Annotated in this window: 18 protein-coding genes; 3 read left to right on the top strand and 15 right to left on the bottom strand. The window is 62.6% G+C overall.

Annotated features, from left to right (window positions below; genetic code table 11):
- Together RUMESO_RS21510 and RUMESO_RS21505 are read right to left on the bottom strand one after the other, a co-directional pair.
- A partial coding sequence (locus RUMESO_RS21510) for a transposase (RefSeq protein WP_037283602.1) occupies positions 1 to 173 on the bottom strand: 173 nt, incomplete at its 3' end.
- 267 nt (positions 174 to 440) lie between these two features.
- Positions 441 to 770, bottom strand: a complete 330-nt coding sequence (locus RUMESO_RS21505) for an H-NS histone family protein (RefSeq protein WP_037283601.1) — start codon at positions 768 to 770, stop codon at positions 441 to 443.
- A gap of 600 nt (positions 771 to 1,370) precedes the next feature.
- On the opposite strand from RUMESO_RS21505, the gene RUMESO_RS21500 reads away from it, so the two are divergent.
- Positions 1,371 to 1,658, top strand: a complete 288-nt coding sequence (locus tag RUMESO_RS21500) for an HU family DNA-binding protein (protein ID WP_037283600.1) — start codon at positions 1,371 to 1,373, stop codon at positions 1,656 to 1,658.
- 69 nt (positions 1,659 to 1,727) lie between these two features.
- On the opposite strand, the gene RUMESO_RS21495 is transcribed toward RUMESO_RS21500, so the two are convergent.
- The 10 genes from RUMESO_RS21495 to RUMESO_RS21460 all read right to left on the bottom strand — a co-directional run bounded on the left by RUMESO_RS21495 (position 1,728) and on the right by RUMESO_RS21460 (position 8,500).
- A complete protein-coding gene (locus tag RUMESO_RS21495; RefSeq protein ID WP_037283599.1) occupies positions 1,728 to 2,150 on the bottom strand; it encodes a type II toxin-antitoxin system VapC family toxin in 423 nt (140 codons plus the stop codon).
- A 35-nt stretch (positions 2,151 to 2,185) separates the two neighbouring features.
- Entirely contained in the window at positions 2,186 to 2,440 is a 255-nt protein-coding gene (locus RUMESO_RS21490; RefSeq protein WP_156363056.1) for a type II toxin-antitoxin system Phd/YefM family antitoxin, read from the bottom strand.
- Between the two features lie 242 nt (positions 2,441 to 2,682).
- On the bottom strand, positions 2,683 to 3,081 hold the full coding sequence (locus tag RUMESO_RS26625; protein ID WP_211262960.1) for an L-asparaginase family protein: 399 nt from the start codon (positions 3,079 to 3,081) through the stop codon (positions 2,683 to 2,685).
- Positions 3,020 to 3,280, bottom strand: coding sequence for an asparaginase domain-containing protein (locus RUMESO_RS28715; RefSeq protein ID WP_211262959.1), 261 nt, complete (start codon positions 3,278 to 3,280; stop codon positions 3,020 to 3,022). Before RUMESO_RS28715 ends, RUMESO_RS26625 begins: the two co-directional genes overlap by 62 nt.
- Positions 3,222 to 3,656 (bottom strand): asparaginase domain-containing protein, encoded by a 435-nt coding sequence (locus RUMESO_RS26615; RefSeq protein ID WP_211262958.1) that lies wholly within the window; start codon positions 3,654 to 3,656, stop codon positions 3,222 to 3,224. Before RUMESO_RS26615 ends, RUMESO_RS28715 begins: the two co-directional genes overlap by 59 nt.
- A 41-nt stretch (positions 3,657 to 3,697) precedes the next feature.
- Entirely contained in the window at positions 3,698 to 4,690 is a 993-nt protein-coding gene (locus tag RUMESO_RS21480) for an amidohydrolase family protein (protein ID WP_037283597.1), read from the bottom strand.
- A gap of 71 nt (positions 4,691 to 4,761) precedes the next feature.
- Positions 4,762 to 5,661: a polysaccharide deacetylase family protein gene (locus RUMESO_RS21475; protein ID WP_037283596.1), complete on the bottom strand. Its 900-nt coding sequence runs from the start codon at positions 5,659 to 5,661 to the stop codon at positions 4,762 to 4,764.
- An 86-nt stretch (positions 5,662 to 5,747) separates the two neighbouring features.
- Complete coding sequence (locus tag RUMESO_RS21470) at positions 5,748 to 6,566, bottom strand: ABC transporter permease (protein WP_037283595.1); 819 nt, start codon at positions 6,564 to 6,566, stop codon at positions 5,748 to 5,750.
- Complete coding sequence (locus RUMESO_RS21465; RefSeq protein ID WP_051521587.1) at positions 6,553 to 7,374, bottom strand: ABC transporter ATP-binding protein; 822 nt, start codon at positions 7,372 to 7,374, stop codon at positions 6,553 to 6,555. Before RUMESO_RS21465 ends, RUMESO_RS21470 begins: the two co-directional genes overlap by 14 nt.
- Positions 7,375 to 7,429: 55 nt before the next feature.
- On the bottom strand, positions 7,430 to 8,500 hold the full coding sequence (locus tag RUMESO_RS21460) for an ABC transporter substrate-binding protein (protein WP_037283593.1): 1,071 nt from the start codon (positions 8,498 to 8,500) through the stop codon (positions 7,430 to 7,432).
- A 175-nt stretch (positions 8,501 to 8,675) separates the two neighbouring features.
- Here RUMESO_RS21460 and RUMESO_RS21455 point away from each other — a divergent pair, with 175 nt between their 5' ends.
- Positions 8,676 to 9,431, top strand: coding sequence for a GntR family transcriptional regulator (locus RUMESO_RS21455; RefSeq protein WP_051521585.1), 756 nt, complete (start codon positions 8,676 to 8,678; stop codon positions 9,429 to 9,431).
- A gap of 829 nt (positions 9,432 to 10,260) precedes the next feature.
- On the opposite strand, the gene RUMESO_RS21450 is transcribed toward RUMESO_RS21455, so the two are convergent.
- The gene (locus RUMESO_RS21450) at positions 10,261 to 11,358 is read right to left on the bottom strand and encodes a fatty acid desaturase (protein WP_342670814.1); all 1,098 of its coding nucleotides are present in this window, start codon (positions 11,356 to 11,358) and stop codon (positions 10,261 to 10,263) included.
- 479 nt (positions 11,359 to 11,837) lie between these two features.
- Positions 11,838 to 12,146 (bottom strand): hypothetical protein, encoded by a 309-nt coding sequence (locus RUMESO_RS21440; protein ID WP_037283591.1) that lies wholly within the window; start codon positions 12,144 to 12,146, stop codon positions 11,838 to 11,840.
- A gap of 102 nt (positions 12,147 to 12,248) precedes the next feature.
- Between RUMESO_RS21440 and RUMESO_RS25945 the strand changes: the two genes are divergently transcribed.
- A complete protein-coding gene (locus tag RUMESO_RS25945; RefSeq protein WP_211262957.1) occupies positions 12,249 to 12,497 on the top strand; it encodes a recombinase family protein in 249 nt (82 codons plus the stop codon).
- Positions 12,498 to 13,509: 1,012 nt separating this feature from the next.
- Here the strand turns inward: RUMESO_RS25945 and RUMESO_RS21435 are convergent.
- Positions 13,510 to 13,716: a cold-shock protein gene (locus RUMESO_RS21435; RefSeq protein ID WP_037283590.1), complete on the bottom strand. Its 207-nt coding sequence runs from the start codon at positions 13,714 to 13,716 to the stop codon at positions 13,510 to 13,512.
- Positions 13,717 to 14,088: the final 372 nt, after the last annotated feature.

The raw sequence follows: 14,088 nt of genomic DNA, 5'->3' as shown, positions 1-14,088 counted from the left end.
TCCAGCATCAGGCGTCGCCAACGATAGAGCAGGTTCGGAGCCACGCCATTGCGGCGCGCCACCACCGAGATGCTGGATCGCTCGTCTAGGGTCTCTTCGACGATCCGCAGCTTCTCGGCGCCACTCCAGCGACGGCGACGGCCACCGTCGGTGATGATCTCAACGTCAGACATAAGCACGTGCTTAGGGCTGTCCCTAAGCCTCCATGGTCATGCCCAGGTGTCCGGTCAAAATGGGGGCCAGTTCACCCTGCGACCAAGTGCCGGTTAGGATGTGCCCTAGCAGGCCAGCCGCATCGGGTGCCTTCCTGCGTCCAACTAGGATTGCTTTGGACAACATCGGTCAGTGACCTGGGCAGGCCATGACTCTGCGCGGACAGAGTGCTCCGTTCATGACGCTACTCTCGCGCGTTGATCGGTGATCAGGACGGACCTCAAGGGTTAGCTGACTTGGAGCTCCTTGAGGGAGCGTCCTGCCGCCTCGGCCTCATGGATCCAGCGCGGACGACGGCCTCGGCCCGACCAGGTCTGCTCAGGATTGTCGCGATTGCGATAACGCACCGCACTATCGGCTCTGGGACGCCTCGTGGCCCGGGCGCCCCGTGCGGCCAGTTCCGCAATCTCGGCCAAGGTAAAGCCGTGCTCGCGGACTGCGTCCTCAGCTGCCTCGAGCGCGTTTCGCCTGTCGCGCTCTCCCGCCGCGGAGATCGCCTTTTCGAGGTCGGCGCGCAGCTTCATAAGCTCCTCGCGCGACTTCATCTCGAGATCCATGGTTGTCCTCCTGTAGACCTTATTGGAACCGCTGGCGCTGTTCCCATGCTTCGGAACTTCGTCTCCTCAACCAGGGGTAGTTCCAGCGAGGTACATTTCAACCATAACTGCCGCGCCCGCAAATTCCTAATCCGGTGATGAGCGAAATCCTGGAATGGAGATCAGGAATTGCCTTACAAACGGTAGGAACATCTCCAGTGAGATCCAAGCCGATAAAAAGGGAATGCCAGGACGTGCACATCGCTCCAGGCCCCAGCGCCGCCAGCCGGGGTGCCAAGCTTGGCTGCCCTGCTCCGCAGCGCGAGGGTAAGCGCCAACAGCGCTGCACCAAAAGAAGCAGAGCCGAGAGCGCCACGGCGGCTCTGGAGCGCTCGGCTGCAATGCGGATTGGCACCGCCGTGAGGGTGGTGGACCCCCGACGCGGTGGACGCTCTTGGCAGGCGTGACGTGCCTTTAGGCCCACTACCAGTGTTTCATTTCCGACGCATTGTTCCGCAGCTTCCCTGAGGAAGCAGGGGTTTTCTCTGGACGGGCTTGGCGAACGGCGATGCAGCATGGAGCTCTAACGGCCCCAGAGGCCGCACGAACCAGGAGGGATACATGGCCAACCAGATGACCAAGGCGCAGCTCGTGGCGGCGCTGGCCGAGCGTACGGGCAGGGACAAGAAATCCGCGGGCGCCGCGCTGGAGGCGTTGACCGGCATCATCACCGAGACGGTGGCGGGAGGCGGCGCCGTGACCCTGCCCGGGGTGGGCAAGATCTACTGCCGCGAGCGGCCCAAGCGCATGGCTCGGAACCCGGCCACGGGGGAGCAGATCCAGAAGCCTGCCGACAAGGTGGTCAAGATCACCGTAGCCAAGGCGCTCAAGGACAGCATTAACGCCTGAGGTCTCTGAGGATCGGAGGCTCTCCTCGTCCCTGAACATGGCGGGCGAGGAGAGACCCGCCGTGACAGCTCAGCTAGACTGCCAGGGGTCGAGCACATCAACTCCCATCGGCTGGAAATCCGCGATGTTGCGCGTGACCACCCGCAGCCCATGCACGAGCGCCGTGGCGGCGATCAAGCCATCGCGCACTGGACGTGGGTCCGGCACGTGGAGGGCGGCACTGCGGAGCGCCACAGCCGTGTCCACCGGCAGCATCCGCGCTGCAAAGGCTGGGATGACCTGATCCTCGAGCCAGCGTCGCAGAACCGCGCCCTGGGCGGGGTCGCTCCGCTCCTTGAGAAGGACGCCGATCTCAAGCTCCTGGAGACTGATGACGGACAGGAACATGCCGCTTGCGTCCATTTGGTCCGCCCAGGTGGCGACGTTGGTATCAGCCCGTCCGGAGCGCACCTTGCGCAGTTCGGACACAACGTTGGTGTCGAGAAGGTACATGGAACAACGAAGCTTTGGCGGCAGGTGCGGCCTGGTCAGGAGAAGTCGAAGCCTTGGACGAGGTCCCGCGGGCGCGGCGGCTCGAACGGAATATCGGCCGCCTCGGGGGCGTGGAGGAGGTCAGCGATCCGGGTCCCTGCTCCCGTCAGGCGTCGGTACTCGTCAATGGAGAGGAGCACATGCGCGGGTCGGCCACGGTCGGTGATGAACACGGGACCTTCGGTAGCGGCGCGCTTGGCGCGGGCCGCATCCTGGTTGAACTCGCGGCTGGTCATGGTGATATAGGGCACGATGGGCTCCGGCGGCCATGTAGACACGTTTCTACATAAGGCTGAGGACCCGAACCGTCCAGGGCCTGCAGATCAGGCAATGGTAGCTGTCAGTCATGCTCACCAAACGACCGTTTTCCTGACAGCGCCGATGTAAGACAGTTGCCGTCGCTAGACTGCCCTCGGATCTTCCCTTGAGCCCTCAAGGGGGCCAAGCTCAAGGCCAACCGCTCATCGGGCGGCCGGCAATTTCGACGGATAGGCTATTCACCCCCCCAGGGCGCGAACAACTGGGCGATATCAGAAAACTCAGCGCCTCCACGCAGGGCCAGAGACAGCAACACTCGCGCCTTGAGACCATCGAGCCATCCTGCACGGATTGCGCCACGGCGCTGGAGGTCAATTTCCGAACCGGGGAATCCGTAAGTAGCTCTAAGGACTTCGCCAGTTCCGGTCCGCGACGCCAAGATCACCGGCATGTTACGCGCCGCGCGTTCCACTTCGTCGGCGCAAGAGACAGACATGTGTCCGCCGCCCATGCCCTGGACTACCAAACCCTTGTAGCCAAGTTCTACCGCGGCTTGCATCAGCGCGCCGTCATCACCGATGCCGAGCGTGATAAGCGCGACGGAGGCATCGCTCTTGGCCGCGCCGCGCCCCACGGCTGGAACCCCGTTCTGGACGAACGAAGATGCGCACAGCACCTTCCGCGACCATGCCGATCGGGCCGCTGAGAGGAGAGGCGAACGCGGCTGGACTGGATGTATGCACCTTCCGGACAAAACGGGCGGCGTGGATCTCGTCATTCATCACGACCAGGCAGCCAAGGCCTTGCGCGCCCTCGCTTGCGGCGACCTGCACCGCTGCGAGCAGGTTTGCTGGTCCGTCCGCTCCGGGAAGGGTCGGGGTTGCGCATCGCTCCAGTGACCACCACCGGGGCATCTACCTCGAGGAGCCGGTCGAGCGCGAACGCCGTTTCTTCGATGGTGTCGGTCCCTTGGGTGACGACCACGCCTCGAGTGCCACCGGCGACCGCATCCTCGATCGCCAGAGCCAACGCTTCAAGATCAGCAAAGCCAAGATGTGCTCCGGGCACCTGGCGGAAGGACTGTGCGTCGACATCGGCCACGTCGCGCAAGGCCGGCACGGCCGCAACCAGCATCTCACCCGTCAGTGTGGGGACGACCCCCTGCTGCCCCGCATCGGTCATGGCGATGGTGCCGCCAAGGGCAAGCACGCTGATCGTTGGCTTTGACACTCCCCTGTCTACCTCCACTCTCACCGACCCTCGCCAAGCAAGCGCAAGGCAGTGCCGCAGCAAATCTCGTGGCTCTCGGTGTGGCTCAGACGCGGGACCGCCTGGAGAGTTTCCAGGGGCTGATTGTCCGCCATGTCGAAGGGGGCATCCGTTCCGATCGCAATCCGGTCCGCCCCAACCAGATCGATGAGGTATCGCAGGGCCTGAGGCTCGAACACGAGGCTATCGAAGTAGAAGCGCCGGAGGAGGTCCCGCGGGTTAGATTTGGTGCGCGCGTGCGTCTCAGAGCGCACCTTGTGCCCGTGCATGAGGCGGCCGATCTGATAGGGGGCAAACCCACCGCCATGGGCGAGCAGGATGTTGAGCTCGGGCAGTTCCTCGAGGACCCCGCTGAACATCAGATTCGCCACCGCCACGGCCGTGTCGAGCGGATTGCCGATGAGGTTCGTGAGATAGTAGCACTCGAGCCCTGCCTTCAATCCCACATAGTAGGGATGCGCGAAGACGAAGACTCCGAGCTCGGCGGCACGGCGCAGGACTGGACGGAAGCGTTCCTCGGCGAGCTGCGCACCCTCGATCGAGGTCCCGATCTCGATCGCTCGGAAGCCATACTCCCGCACGACACGCTCCAGCTCCGCGACGGCGGCATCGGGATGCTGCATCGGCACGGTAGCCATGCCCCGGAGGCGGCCCGGGTTGGCGGCGACCATGTCGGCCACCCCATCATTCACCGTCTGGGCAACCTTCAAGGCCAAATCGGCATCCGCCCAGTAATAGAACATCGGGGGCGCCGGAGAGATCACCGACACATCGATGCCCTTGCGATCCATGGCCTCCAGCTTGGTATCCGGATTGGAGAACTCGTCGAACAGGGGATAGGCGTAGCCTTGGTCATGAACCATACGCTGGAGGTTTCCCTCGCCCTCGATCCGCGCGGCGAACGTACGCGGATCGCCGGCGATCGCATCGATGATGCGCCTGGGAATAACATGGCTGTGGAGATCGATCCGCATGGCTGATGGGCCCGTAGGTTGTGACGGTTGACGGGGAATGTGTCCTTGCGCGGACCGTGGAAAGCTAGCAGCTACCTGGCGGCTGTCTGAGACTGGTACCAGTCCAAGATCTCCTCTCCCGTCCACATCACGACGCCCTCATGTCCCAGGATGTAGTCATAGAGGGCTTCGAGATACTTGATCCGGTGGGGTACCCCCGTGAGGTAGGGGTGAATGGAGATCGCCATGATCCTCGGCGTGGTGGCGCCATCCTGGTAAAGCCGGTCGAACTGGTCCCGGCCCCTCAGCAGGATCTCATCGGACCGTTGCTGCTGAATGGCGCTCATGACGACATCATTGATCTCGACCGTATAAGGGACGGAGACGATGGATCCGTTCCTCGTCTTCATACGCACCGGTTGGTCGTCCAGGCACCAATCGCATACATACTCGAGACCTGCCTCGGAGAGCAGATCCAGTGTCTCCAGTGTCTCGGTTAGACCCGGGCTCTCCCATCCACGCGGCGCTCGCCCAGTAAAGTCCCGGATCGTCGAGATCGTATCCTGGATGGCCGCCGCCTGATCCTCGACCCTATGCATCGGTCGCTGAACGAAGCCGTGCCCCATGAACTCCCAGCCTGCGTCCCGAGCAGCCGCACAGGCCTTCTCGTAGACCCGGCAAGCCGATCCGTTCACCGCGAACGTTGCTCGCAGGCCCCGGCTCCCGAGCGCATCCAGAAAGCGCCAGAAGCCCACCCTCATGCCGTACTCGTGCCAGGCCCAGTTCGGGACATCAGGGAGGAGCGGTTGGCCCATCGGAGGCGGTAGGACACTCCGCGGCATCGGACCATCGGGGCTCCAGTTCTCGACGTTGACGATCGTCCAGACGGCCACCCGTGCATCGCCCGGCAGACGCAGGTTCGGGCGCTCGGTAATTGGCTCATAGCTCAGTCGGTTGCGGATCACGTCGGCTGCATTGCTCAGATCGGTCATGGAAAGGCGTCTCTCTTCAACTGCGCGTTCAGGCAGTGATTGTCTTGAAGGCGATGCACTTGGAGGAGGTCATCGCTCTTTCGGGTTTAACGGTTCTCGTCTTCGCGCCAGAAGATGAGCTTCCGGTCGAGCCACTCGAGGAGGAAATAACCAAGTGCGCCGATTGCCGCCAAAACAACGATCACCGCGAACACCCGGTCGATTTGCAACTGGTTGTTGTAGAGATCCAGCAGATATCCAAGGCCTTCGGACGCCCCGACGAATTCACCGACGATGGCCCCAATCACCGCAAAGGTGAGCGCGGCCTTCACCCCCGCGAAGATGATCGGCAGCGCATGCGGCAAGGAGACCTTCCAGAACGTCTGAAGGGGAGTCGCCCGAAGGGACCGCATGAGCTTCTTGGCGTCCTGCGGAACCGACTCAAGCCCCACCATCGTGTTGATGAGGACAGGGAAGAACGCGATGACGATCGCCATGACCACCTTTGATGTCTGGTCGAAGCCGAACCAGGCGATGAACAACGGCGCAAAGACGATCTTCGGGATGGCTTGGAACCCCACCACGAAGGGATAGGTGACCTGCTTGACCGCAGGCCAGACCGCCAGCGCTATGCCGAGCGCCAGGCCGATCGCAGTCCCGAGCACAAACCCCAGCAGGATCTCGGTCAGGGTGACCGTGAAATGCTGAAGAAAGAAGTCTTGGATAACGAGGGTACCCAGCGCCCAAACCACCTTTGAGAACTGCGGCAGGATGATCGGGTTGACCAGACCGAGCGCCGGCACGATCTCCCATAGCCCGAGGATAACGACGGTGATCGCGACCGAGATCAGCCGATATCGACGCTGGATCTGAGCCTCGGTGCGGGGCACGACCGAAGCGGCGTCAATCGTATCAGTGACCGCCATGGGTACCCCCAAGAATGCTGCGAACCTGGAAGGTCAGGTCAGTGAACATGGGCTGGTGCATCAGTTCGATCTCCCTCGGTCGCGGTAGAGGAACGTCGATGATCCCCGACACCTTGCCAGGCCGCGGTGTCATGACGACAACCCTGTCCGACATGAACACCGCTTCGGTGATGTTGTGCGTGACGAACAGAACCGTGATGTTCGCGGCGCGAGTGATGCGCAGGAGCTCAAGGTTCATCGCTTCTCGAGTGAACTCATCCAGAGCCCCGAAGGGCTCGTCCATGAGGAGAACTTCAGGCTCGTAGGTCAGAACGCGGGCGAGCGCCACACGCTGCTGCATGCCGCCCGAGAGCTGCCTGGGATAGGCGTTGATGAAGTCCCCGAGGCCCACGGTCTTGAGCACCGCGCGAGCCTTGTCCCGAATGTCATTCACCTTCAGGCCGAAGACCTCGGCCGGCATGAGTACGTTATTCTCGACGGTGCGCCAGGGCAGCAGAACGGGAGCCTGGAACATGAATCCGACCCGCTTCGAGGGCTCGGCGACCGGCTGACCGTGAATGAGGACCTGCCCGCTGGTCTTCGGAAGCAGACCGGCGATCATGTTGAGCAACGTCGACTTGCCGCAGCCGCTCGGCCCGACGAACGAGATGAATTCGCCGGGATTAATCGTCAGATCGACACTCTCGAGGGCGACCACCGATTTGCCGTCGACGTGGAAAGTCTTGGCAAGCGACTGCGTCTGAACGACCGGAGCGGACGAAACTGGCTGACTCATCGCAAATTCCGCAATTGGGCCTTGATTTACCATTGTATCCTCCACCGCGCGAAATCCTCCGCTCCGGGTAGCTGTCTCCGGTCTGAGGTCAGCGGGCGTCCTGGACGACCGCCGCCTTGTCGAACTCGTTGGCGGCTTCGATCAGGGACGAGTCCAGGACCGCGCTCAGATCGACGTCCTTAGGTAGAGCACCTTCCTCCTCGCTGCCCTGCCGCAAGAAGTCATGATAGGCTTGGAAGCCCTCCACGAAGTGCGACCCGAGCGGAGCATCCGCCAGTTCCTGAGGAGGCGTCTTGAGTTCTCGCGCAGTCTCCCAGGAAGCCTTGGCCACCGCCTCATTCTCGAACTCTTCCGGTGAGATCTGGGCCGACAGCTCGTACGCCGCCTCGTCGTTGGCCGCAGACCACGCGACCGCCTTCGCGACCGCCCGCACGAACCCTTCGATCTGCTCGGGGTTCTCGCTCAACCTCTCACCCGTGGTCACGATGCCGTTGGACGGGAAGCCTTGCGCGGCCTCAGGCAAGATCGCGTTCATGTCGATCCCTTGGGCCTCGATGGTGGCGATGTCGAAGCGGTTGGAGGAGTAAGCGTCGATCTGGCCGGTCTCAAACGCTTGGATCGTCAGCGCGGAGCCTTCACCGACCGGGACCAGCTGCACGTCACTTCCGACCTCGAGGCCGGCCTCGCGCAGCACCGCACGGACGAGCGGGACTTCTCCGCCGGACAGGTCCGAGACGCCCACACTCTTGCCCCTCAAATCCTCGATCGAAGCGATACCGGAGTCAGCCGGCGCAGCGAGGGTGAAGATGTTGCCGTACTGGTATGAGTAGACCCACTTAAGGTCATAGCCTTGCGCGACGGCGTTGAGAAAGGCCCCGGGCGACGGGAGTGCGGCGTCAGCGTTTCCAGCGATCACCTGCTGGATCGCGGCGCTGGAGCCGCCAGCATCCTGGAACTCGACGTTGAGGCCCTCCTCCTCGAAGTACCCGAGCTCCTTGGCGATGAAGAACGGGTGGTACTGAGTCACGCTCTCCACAGGGAACATGAAGGTGAAGTCTTCCAGCTCCTCGGACTGGTCCTGAGCGAAGGCGCCTCCCGCGAGGGCCAAGGCGGCAGCAAAGCTGACAAAGCCGCACGAGCGCCGAAGTGCATATTTCATGGTCAGTTCTCCCTGTTGTTGGCCCTTGCCTGCCCAAAGCGGGCGTATGTCCGAAAGCAGGAGCGGTTGCCTGATCAACTACTTGGCCGGAGCATGCTCATCCCAGGTGGTTGGGATTGCAGTGAGAGATCTGATATATTAGATCAATGATGTCAACCATCGAAGAGAGAGCCGGATGAGACTGACGGACGATGAGCGGCGCCTGGTCGGTGCGCAGGTCAGCCGCAAGGAGACAGTTCTCAGGATCATTCGGAGCGCCATCCTGGACGGACGTCTCACGGTCGGCACTCGGCTGAACCAAGACGAGATTGCTGCCGAGCTCGGCGTCAGCCGGATGCCGGTGAGGGAGGCTGTCAAGCAGCTCGAGGCTGAGGGGCTGGTGGTCGTGTACCCTTATAAGGGGGTTGAGGTCGCACAGCTCGACGTCTCGGCCATCGAGGAAATGTTTGGGATCCGGATCGCGCTGGAAAAGGTGGCCATCGCACGCGCGGTCGAGCATCTCACCGACAGGCAGCTAGACCGCATGAAGCGGACGCTCGGAAAGATGGATGAGGCGCTCAAGGTCACACCGGTCGATGCGGACGTCTGGATGAAGCTCAACGACGAGTTTCACAGTCTCATCAACGAGGCCGCAGGCTGGTCGAGGCTCGCGGAGACGATCGACGTGTTCCGCAGCAATGTGGACCGGTATGTCCGTATGTACCTTTCGTTGCGCGGCCGAGAGCAACCACAGAAAGAGCATTGGGCGCTGCTCGAAGCCTGCCAAAGTCGCGACGCGGCGAAGGCTCAGACGCTGATCGAACAGCACCTTTGGAACACGTCAAACGCCCTGATCCAGGCGATTGCGAGTGCTCATCTCGAAACGCCCCAGAATTCAACGTCATCGAGAGCGAAGGTGAATGGGCGTGCGCTTAATGAGCAAGAGCCATAAAGCAATCAGAGGACTGTCAAACAAGCCGGCCTGAGAAATGGAATAGTTCGGGTTAGCTTTGAGAGGTCCTTATCGAGCCTGGAACGGTAGCCTCTGAGCAGAATGCCCCTGCTCGGTCAATTTTGGGCAAGAGGCTACACTCGACCGCACAAGGTCAAAGGACAGATGGGGCATAGCTTGCCATTCCCCCATCCGGGGCAAGACGTCGTTGTTTAATGTCCATCAAACGTTCGTATGTTGGACAGTGCGGGAGACGCCGGTTCGGATGCCCAGTTTGAACCCTTTTTCTGTCCGAAATGGCTGTCAGGAAATCTGTTGTCCGAGATGCGCTGTCCAAGTACTATCCTGACATGCTGGTCGGCTACGAGCAGATCGTTTAGGCTGCTGAGTGGTCTACGTCGCGAGATCCCTTCCGAACTCACCAACCCCGGGTGATCCTGCGTAAGGCTCATTCAGTTCGACGGCTGTGGGCCGGGCAACGGCGTCACAAGAAGAGAGTGCTGGCGAGTCGGATCCCGGCCTGGCGACGTTTAGCCCTGTCGGGCCGCCTCGCGAAGCTGCCCTCGGGTCACGGAGGCGCCGTCTTCGCTGTGGCAGGTCACGTCATAGCCCGTCGTTTCTTCCTTGAACCAGTCCTTCAGCGCTTGGACGACGCGGAAACGGGCGCTCCCGTGCGAAGCAACCTACCAGCCGCCGAGATCTTCAGATTGTACACGCGCGCACTCCTTGTTTGGTGCTCCGGCTCCAGGCCCAGCGGAGCGGTTGGGACGTGCTTGGTGCCTTGGGGGCTTGCCTCGATGCGGCATCCAGTGAGGTCACTGCCCCCAGTTCAGCCTACCGATCGCGCCTCCCGGAACGAGATCAGCCGTTGAGAATGCTCGTCCCAAAGCGTGAGCTTCACGCTCTGGAGGCTCTGAAGCAGGGTGATGCGACCCACCTCGCGAAGCTCGGGATGATCACGGAGCACATCCGGTAGCCGGTAGAACGGGACTCGGCTCGATAGATGATGCACGTGGTGAACACCGATGTTGGCCGTGAACCAGCGCAGCACCGGCGGCAGGTCCAGGTGCGTGCTGCCATGGAGCGCCGCATGCGGAAAGCTCCAATCTCGACCCTCGGACCAGTGGGTGTCCTCGAACTGGTGCTGGACGAAGAAGAGCCAGATCCCGGCGGTAGCAGCCATCAGGGTGATGGGGAGCTGGATTACGAGCAAGGTGAAAAGGCCTAGCCACCAGATTAGACCGGCTGTGAGGAGAGCAATGGCAAGGTTGGTGGCCAGAACCGACACCCAGGGCAAGGCGCCTGCGCGCATGAGCCCGATGGGAAGGCGATGTTGGCAAAGGAACAACCAAGCAGGCCCGACCCCGAACATCACGACGGGATGGCGATAGAGCCAGTAGCGTGCTCGCCCCCAGCGGGACAGCGCCATGTACTCATGCACCGTCAGCGTATGGACGTCACTGACGCCGCGCTTGTCCAGGTTACCTGCGCTCGCGTGGTGAACGGCGTGGGTGCGTCGCCAGTAATCATAGGGAGTGAACGTCAGGACGCCCAGAACGCGACCAGCCCAATCGTTGGCGCGGCGTCGAGGAAACAGCGCTCCATGGCCGCAGTCGTGCTGGAGCATGAAGAGCCGCACAAGGAACCCGGCCGCGGGCACCGTCAGCACGAGGGCCCACCAGTGACCATTCACGACGGCGACGGCGATCAGCACCCAAAGAGCGACGAAGGGGATCACCGTGACAGCAATCTCCAGGATGCTGCGCGCAGTGCTTGGCCGATGGTAGCCAGCAAGCACACCAGGCCAGGTGCGGGCGTCGAGGTGTGGGCCGGAAGGTTTGCTCAGGTCCATCTGGCTCTCCATGCTGAATGTGGGAGACCGGCCTTGCGCCGAGCGGGTTATGATCTTCAGGTCGGCCTGCGTCATGGCGCCGTCTCGACTCTGGCCTTGGCGATCCAGACCCGGCAGGTGCCGACGAGACCGGCCCGTGACCTGACCGTGACCCCGGCGAGCGAGAGATGCATCCAGCGTCCGTTCGAGGTGACATTCAGCTGGCAAGCGGGGAGGCGTCGGAGCCTACTTGCCAAGAAGGCTTCGGCGTCTTGGTAACGGCTTAGGAAAGGCTCCCAGGCCTCAAAGCTCCGTGGCTCCCATGAGGGCAGGTCGCCCAGCCAGTGCTGGAGCGCATCCGCCAAGGCCTGGCGGTCCATTCGACCCCGCTGGGGTAAGGGCGTCATGATCTGCGCAGGCTAAATGGCCCCGCACCAGCCTGGAGTTGGTGCAATGAGCCTGTGGAGCGGCCGCCGTCGCCCACCGAGAAGGTAGGCGGGCTCAATCCTTGGAGCATGGACGTCTCTCCGCTGCTACGCTGCATTGGGTTAGGAGCCGCAGCTGCTCGCCTTGCATTAGGTCGCGCCATTCTGGCTAGGCTCGGTGAGCCGGCTCAGGTTGGTCACTCGCCTGGCGATGTCGCGCAGGCACTCGAGATCGGACCGCTCGACCGTCTGCCCCACGCTCAGGGCCCATCGCATCCGCTCGTGCAGGATGCGGAATTCGTTATTGATCTGGCTGGTCCAGAAGCGGAACTCGGCCGCTTCTGCGTGGCTCGTCTCGTTGTCAGATAGCAGACGAGGCACCCACGTGTGAAGGGTGTCGTGAAGCACCATGGCTTCATCGAAATAGGTTTGCCGGCAGACGGAGTCCTGAGTGATCATCGGTGATCCTTGCCTCGGCGGGCCAGATCACTCCGGCGGGACTTGAGGTGCCCTTAGCAAAGAGATGGCTAACGGCCGGACGGGTTACAAGAGGCGGACTGGGTGAATCGCAGAAAACAGAGCCACAGGCGTCTACCTTCGTCGGACCTGCAACTCCGCAGCCTCCTCGACCGGCTCGAGCCCGGGGACGTGCTCCTGGTTACGCGCCTAGATCGGCTCGCCCGCTCCACGCGGGATCTGCTGAACGTCCTGAGCACCGTGGTGGAAGGGTCCGCCCTTCGCTCGCGGGCGCTTGGGCCCACACCACCACGACCCATGGCTCATGCCCACCGTGCTCGGCGGCTTGGCTGAGTTGAGACATCAGCCATATCCGGCAAACCCGCGACGCCTCGGACAGCGAAGGAGGGCCTCAACTCTTTGCGCTGGGTTTGCGTCTCTTCGTTGGCGGTTCCAGCGCCGCCTGGGCGCGATCCTCGGCTTCTTTCCCGAGGCGCGCTGCCTTGAGCCGAGCGGTCAAGGCCAAGCGCTTCTCGGTCGCAGCATCGGTCATCTCGCGGACGGCACGAGTTCGTTCGTCAGCCTTCCGTTCAGACGGGGAGGACTGCGGACGAAACGCGGGAGCCGCGGTCTCGACAGGCTTCGTACCTGACATGAACCTCTCAAGCCAGCCGGCATCCGAGGCATCTGATCGCGACTTCGTCATTGTAGGTTCTCCTCTAGAGCACCCTCGCAAGGGCGTCTGCTTGGAGCAAGAGACATAGGCGTCCCGGGTGTGTTGGCCGCTCACGGTCGCTGCGTTGGACGCATGCGGCCCGTGTCCGGTCTGAAATGGGGCAGCTCGTCGTTGATGGTCCCGGTGGCGGTCCTCGTCTCGGGGGCGGCCACGCCGGTGGCGTCGGGCGGACGCTCTCCCCTGAAGATCCTTGGGCCTCAGGACTGACCCGCTAGCTTCGTCAGATCGTCCGGCGTCAATCGCTGGCCGGCGTCATCCTTGATGACCATGTTGGCCGCTTCCCGATGGTAGGTGGTCCACCAGCGAAGGGCGTCCGCGGCTGTCTGGGCCTTCTTGCGCACAGGACCAGTTGGTCCGGTCCAGGTCACTGTATAGGGCATTACTCGCCTCTGCTTTCTGCCAAGAAGTTAGGGGGCGGTCAGGGGGCCCGACAGGCTTGTCAGGGCAAGGGATCTAAGGCAGCGACCCCATCCGCCGATCTGACGCACAGACAATCCGTCTTGCCTGGAGCGAGGCTCATCCCAGCCGTCTCCAGCCGCCCAAAATGAACAAGGGGGCGGATGAACCACCCCCTTGCGTTGTGTTTGCCTCGTGGAACCTGGCCGCCTTTTGAGCGCAGCCTGAACCGGCTTACGCCAGCTGCAGGTTCTCAGCCGACTCCCGGCCGTCACGGCCGGAGATGACGTCAAAGGTGACCTTCTGCTCGTCCCGCAGGCCGGTGAGGCCCGCCCGCTCCACGGCGGAGATGTGGACGAACACGTCCTTGCGGCCGCCCTCAGGGGCAATGAAGCCGAAGCCTTTGGTGGTGTTGAACCATTTCACGGTGCCAGTGGCCATCGTGAGGTCTCCTCTGGAGGTGCTGCCCGCAGCATGCGGCAGCCCGGCTATGTCAGTGTCACAACGAGAAACTGAAGCCGGTGAGGGAGACAGCGGATCGAGGGAGAATAACGTTCGCCAACAGCACATGGGGGGCGGGACACGAGAAGGCAAGGAGCTTTCGAAAGAGTGTAAGGAGCATGCGGCCCGCTTGGCGGTCTCACGACGACCTTTCCTGCCCCGCTAAGTGGTTCATCCGGCAAGTCATGGTACAGTGAGCGGTGCTTTGCTGGAGAGAGGCCATGCGACAGTTGCGACTGCGTGCGTTGGCGGATGCGGAGCAGGTGGCGATCGAGCGGCTGGCCCATTCGCGGACGGCCCCCGCTCGGCAGG

It is taken from the genome of Rubellimicrobium mesophilum DSM 19309 (assembly GCF_000600335.2).
Taxonomy (GTDB): domain Bacteria; phylum Pseudomonadota; class Alphaproteobacteria; order Rhodobacterales; family Rhodobacteraceae; genus Rubellimicrobium; species Rubellimicrobium mesophilum.
This window is presented reverse-complemented; position numbering and strand designations above follow the sequence as displayed.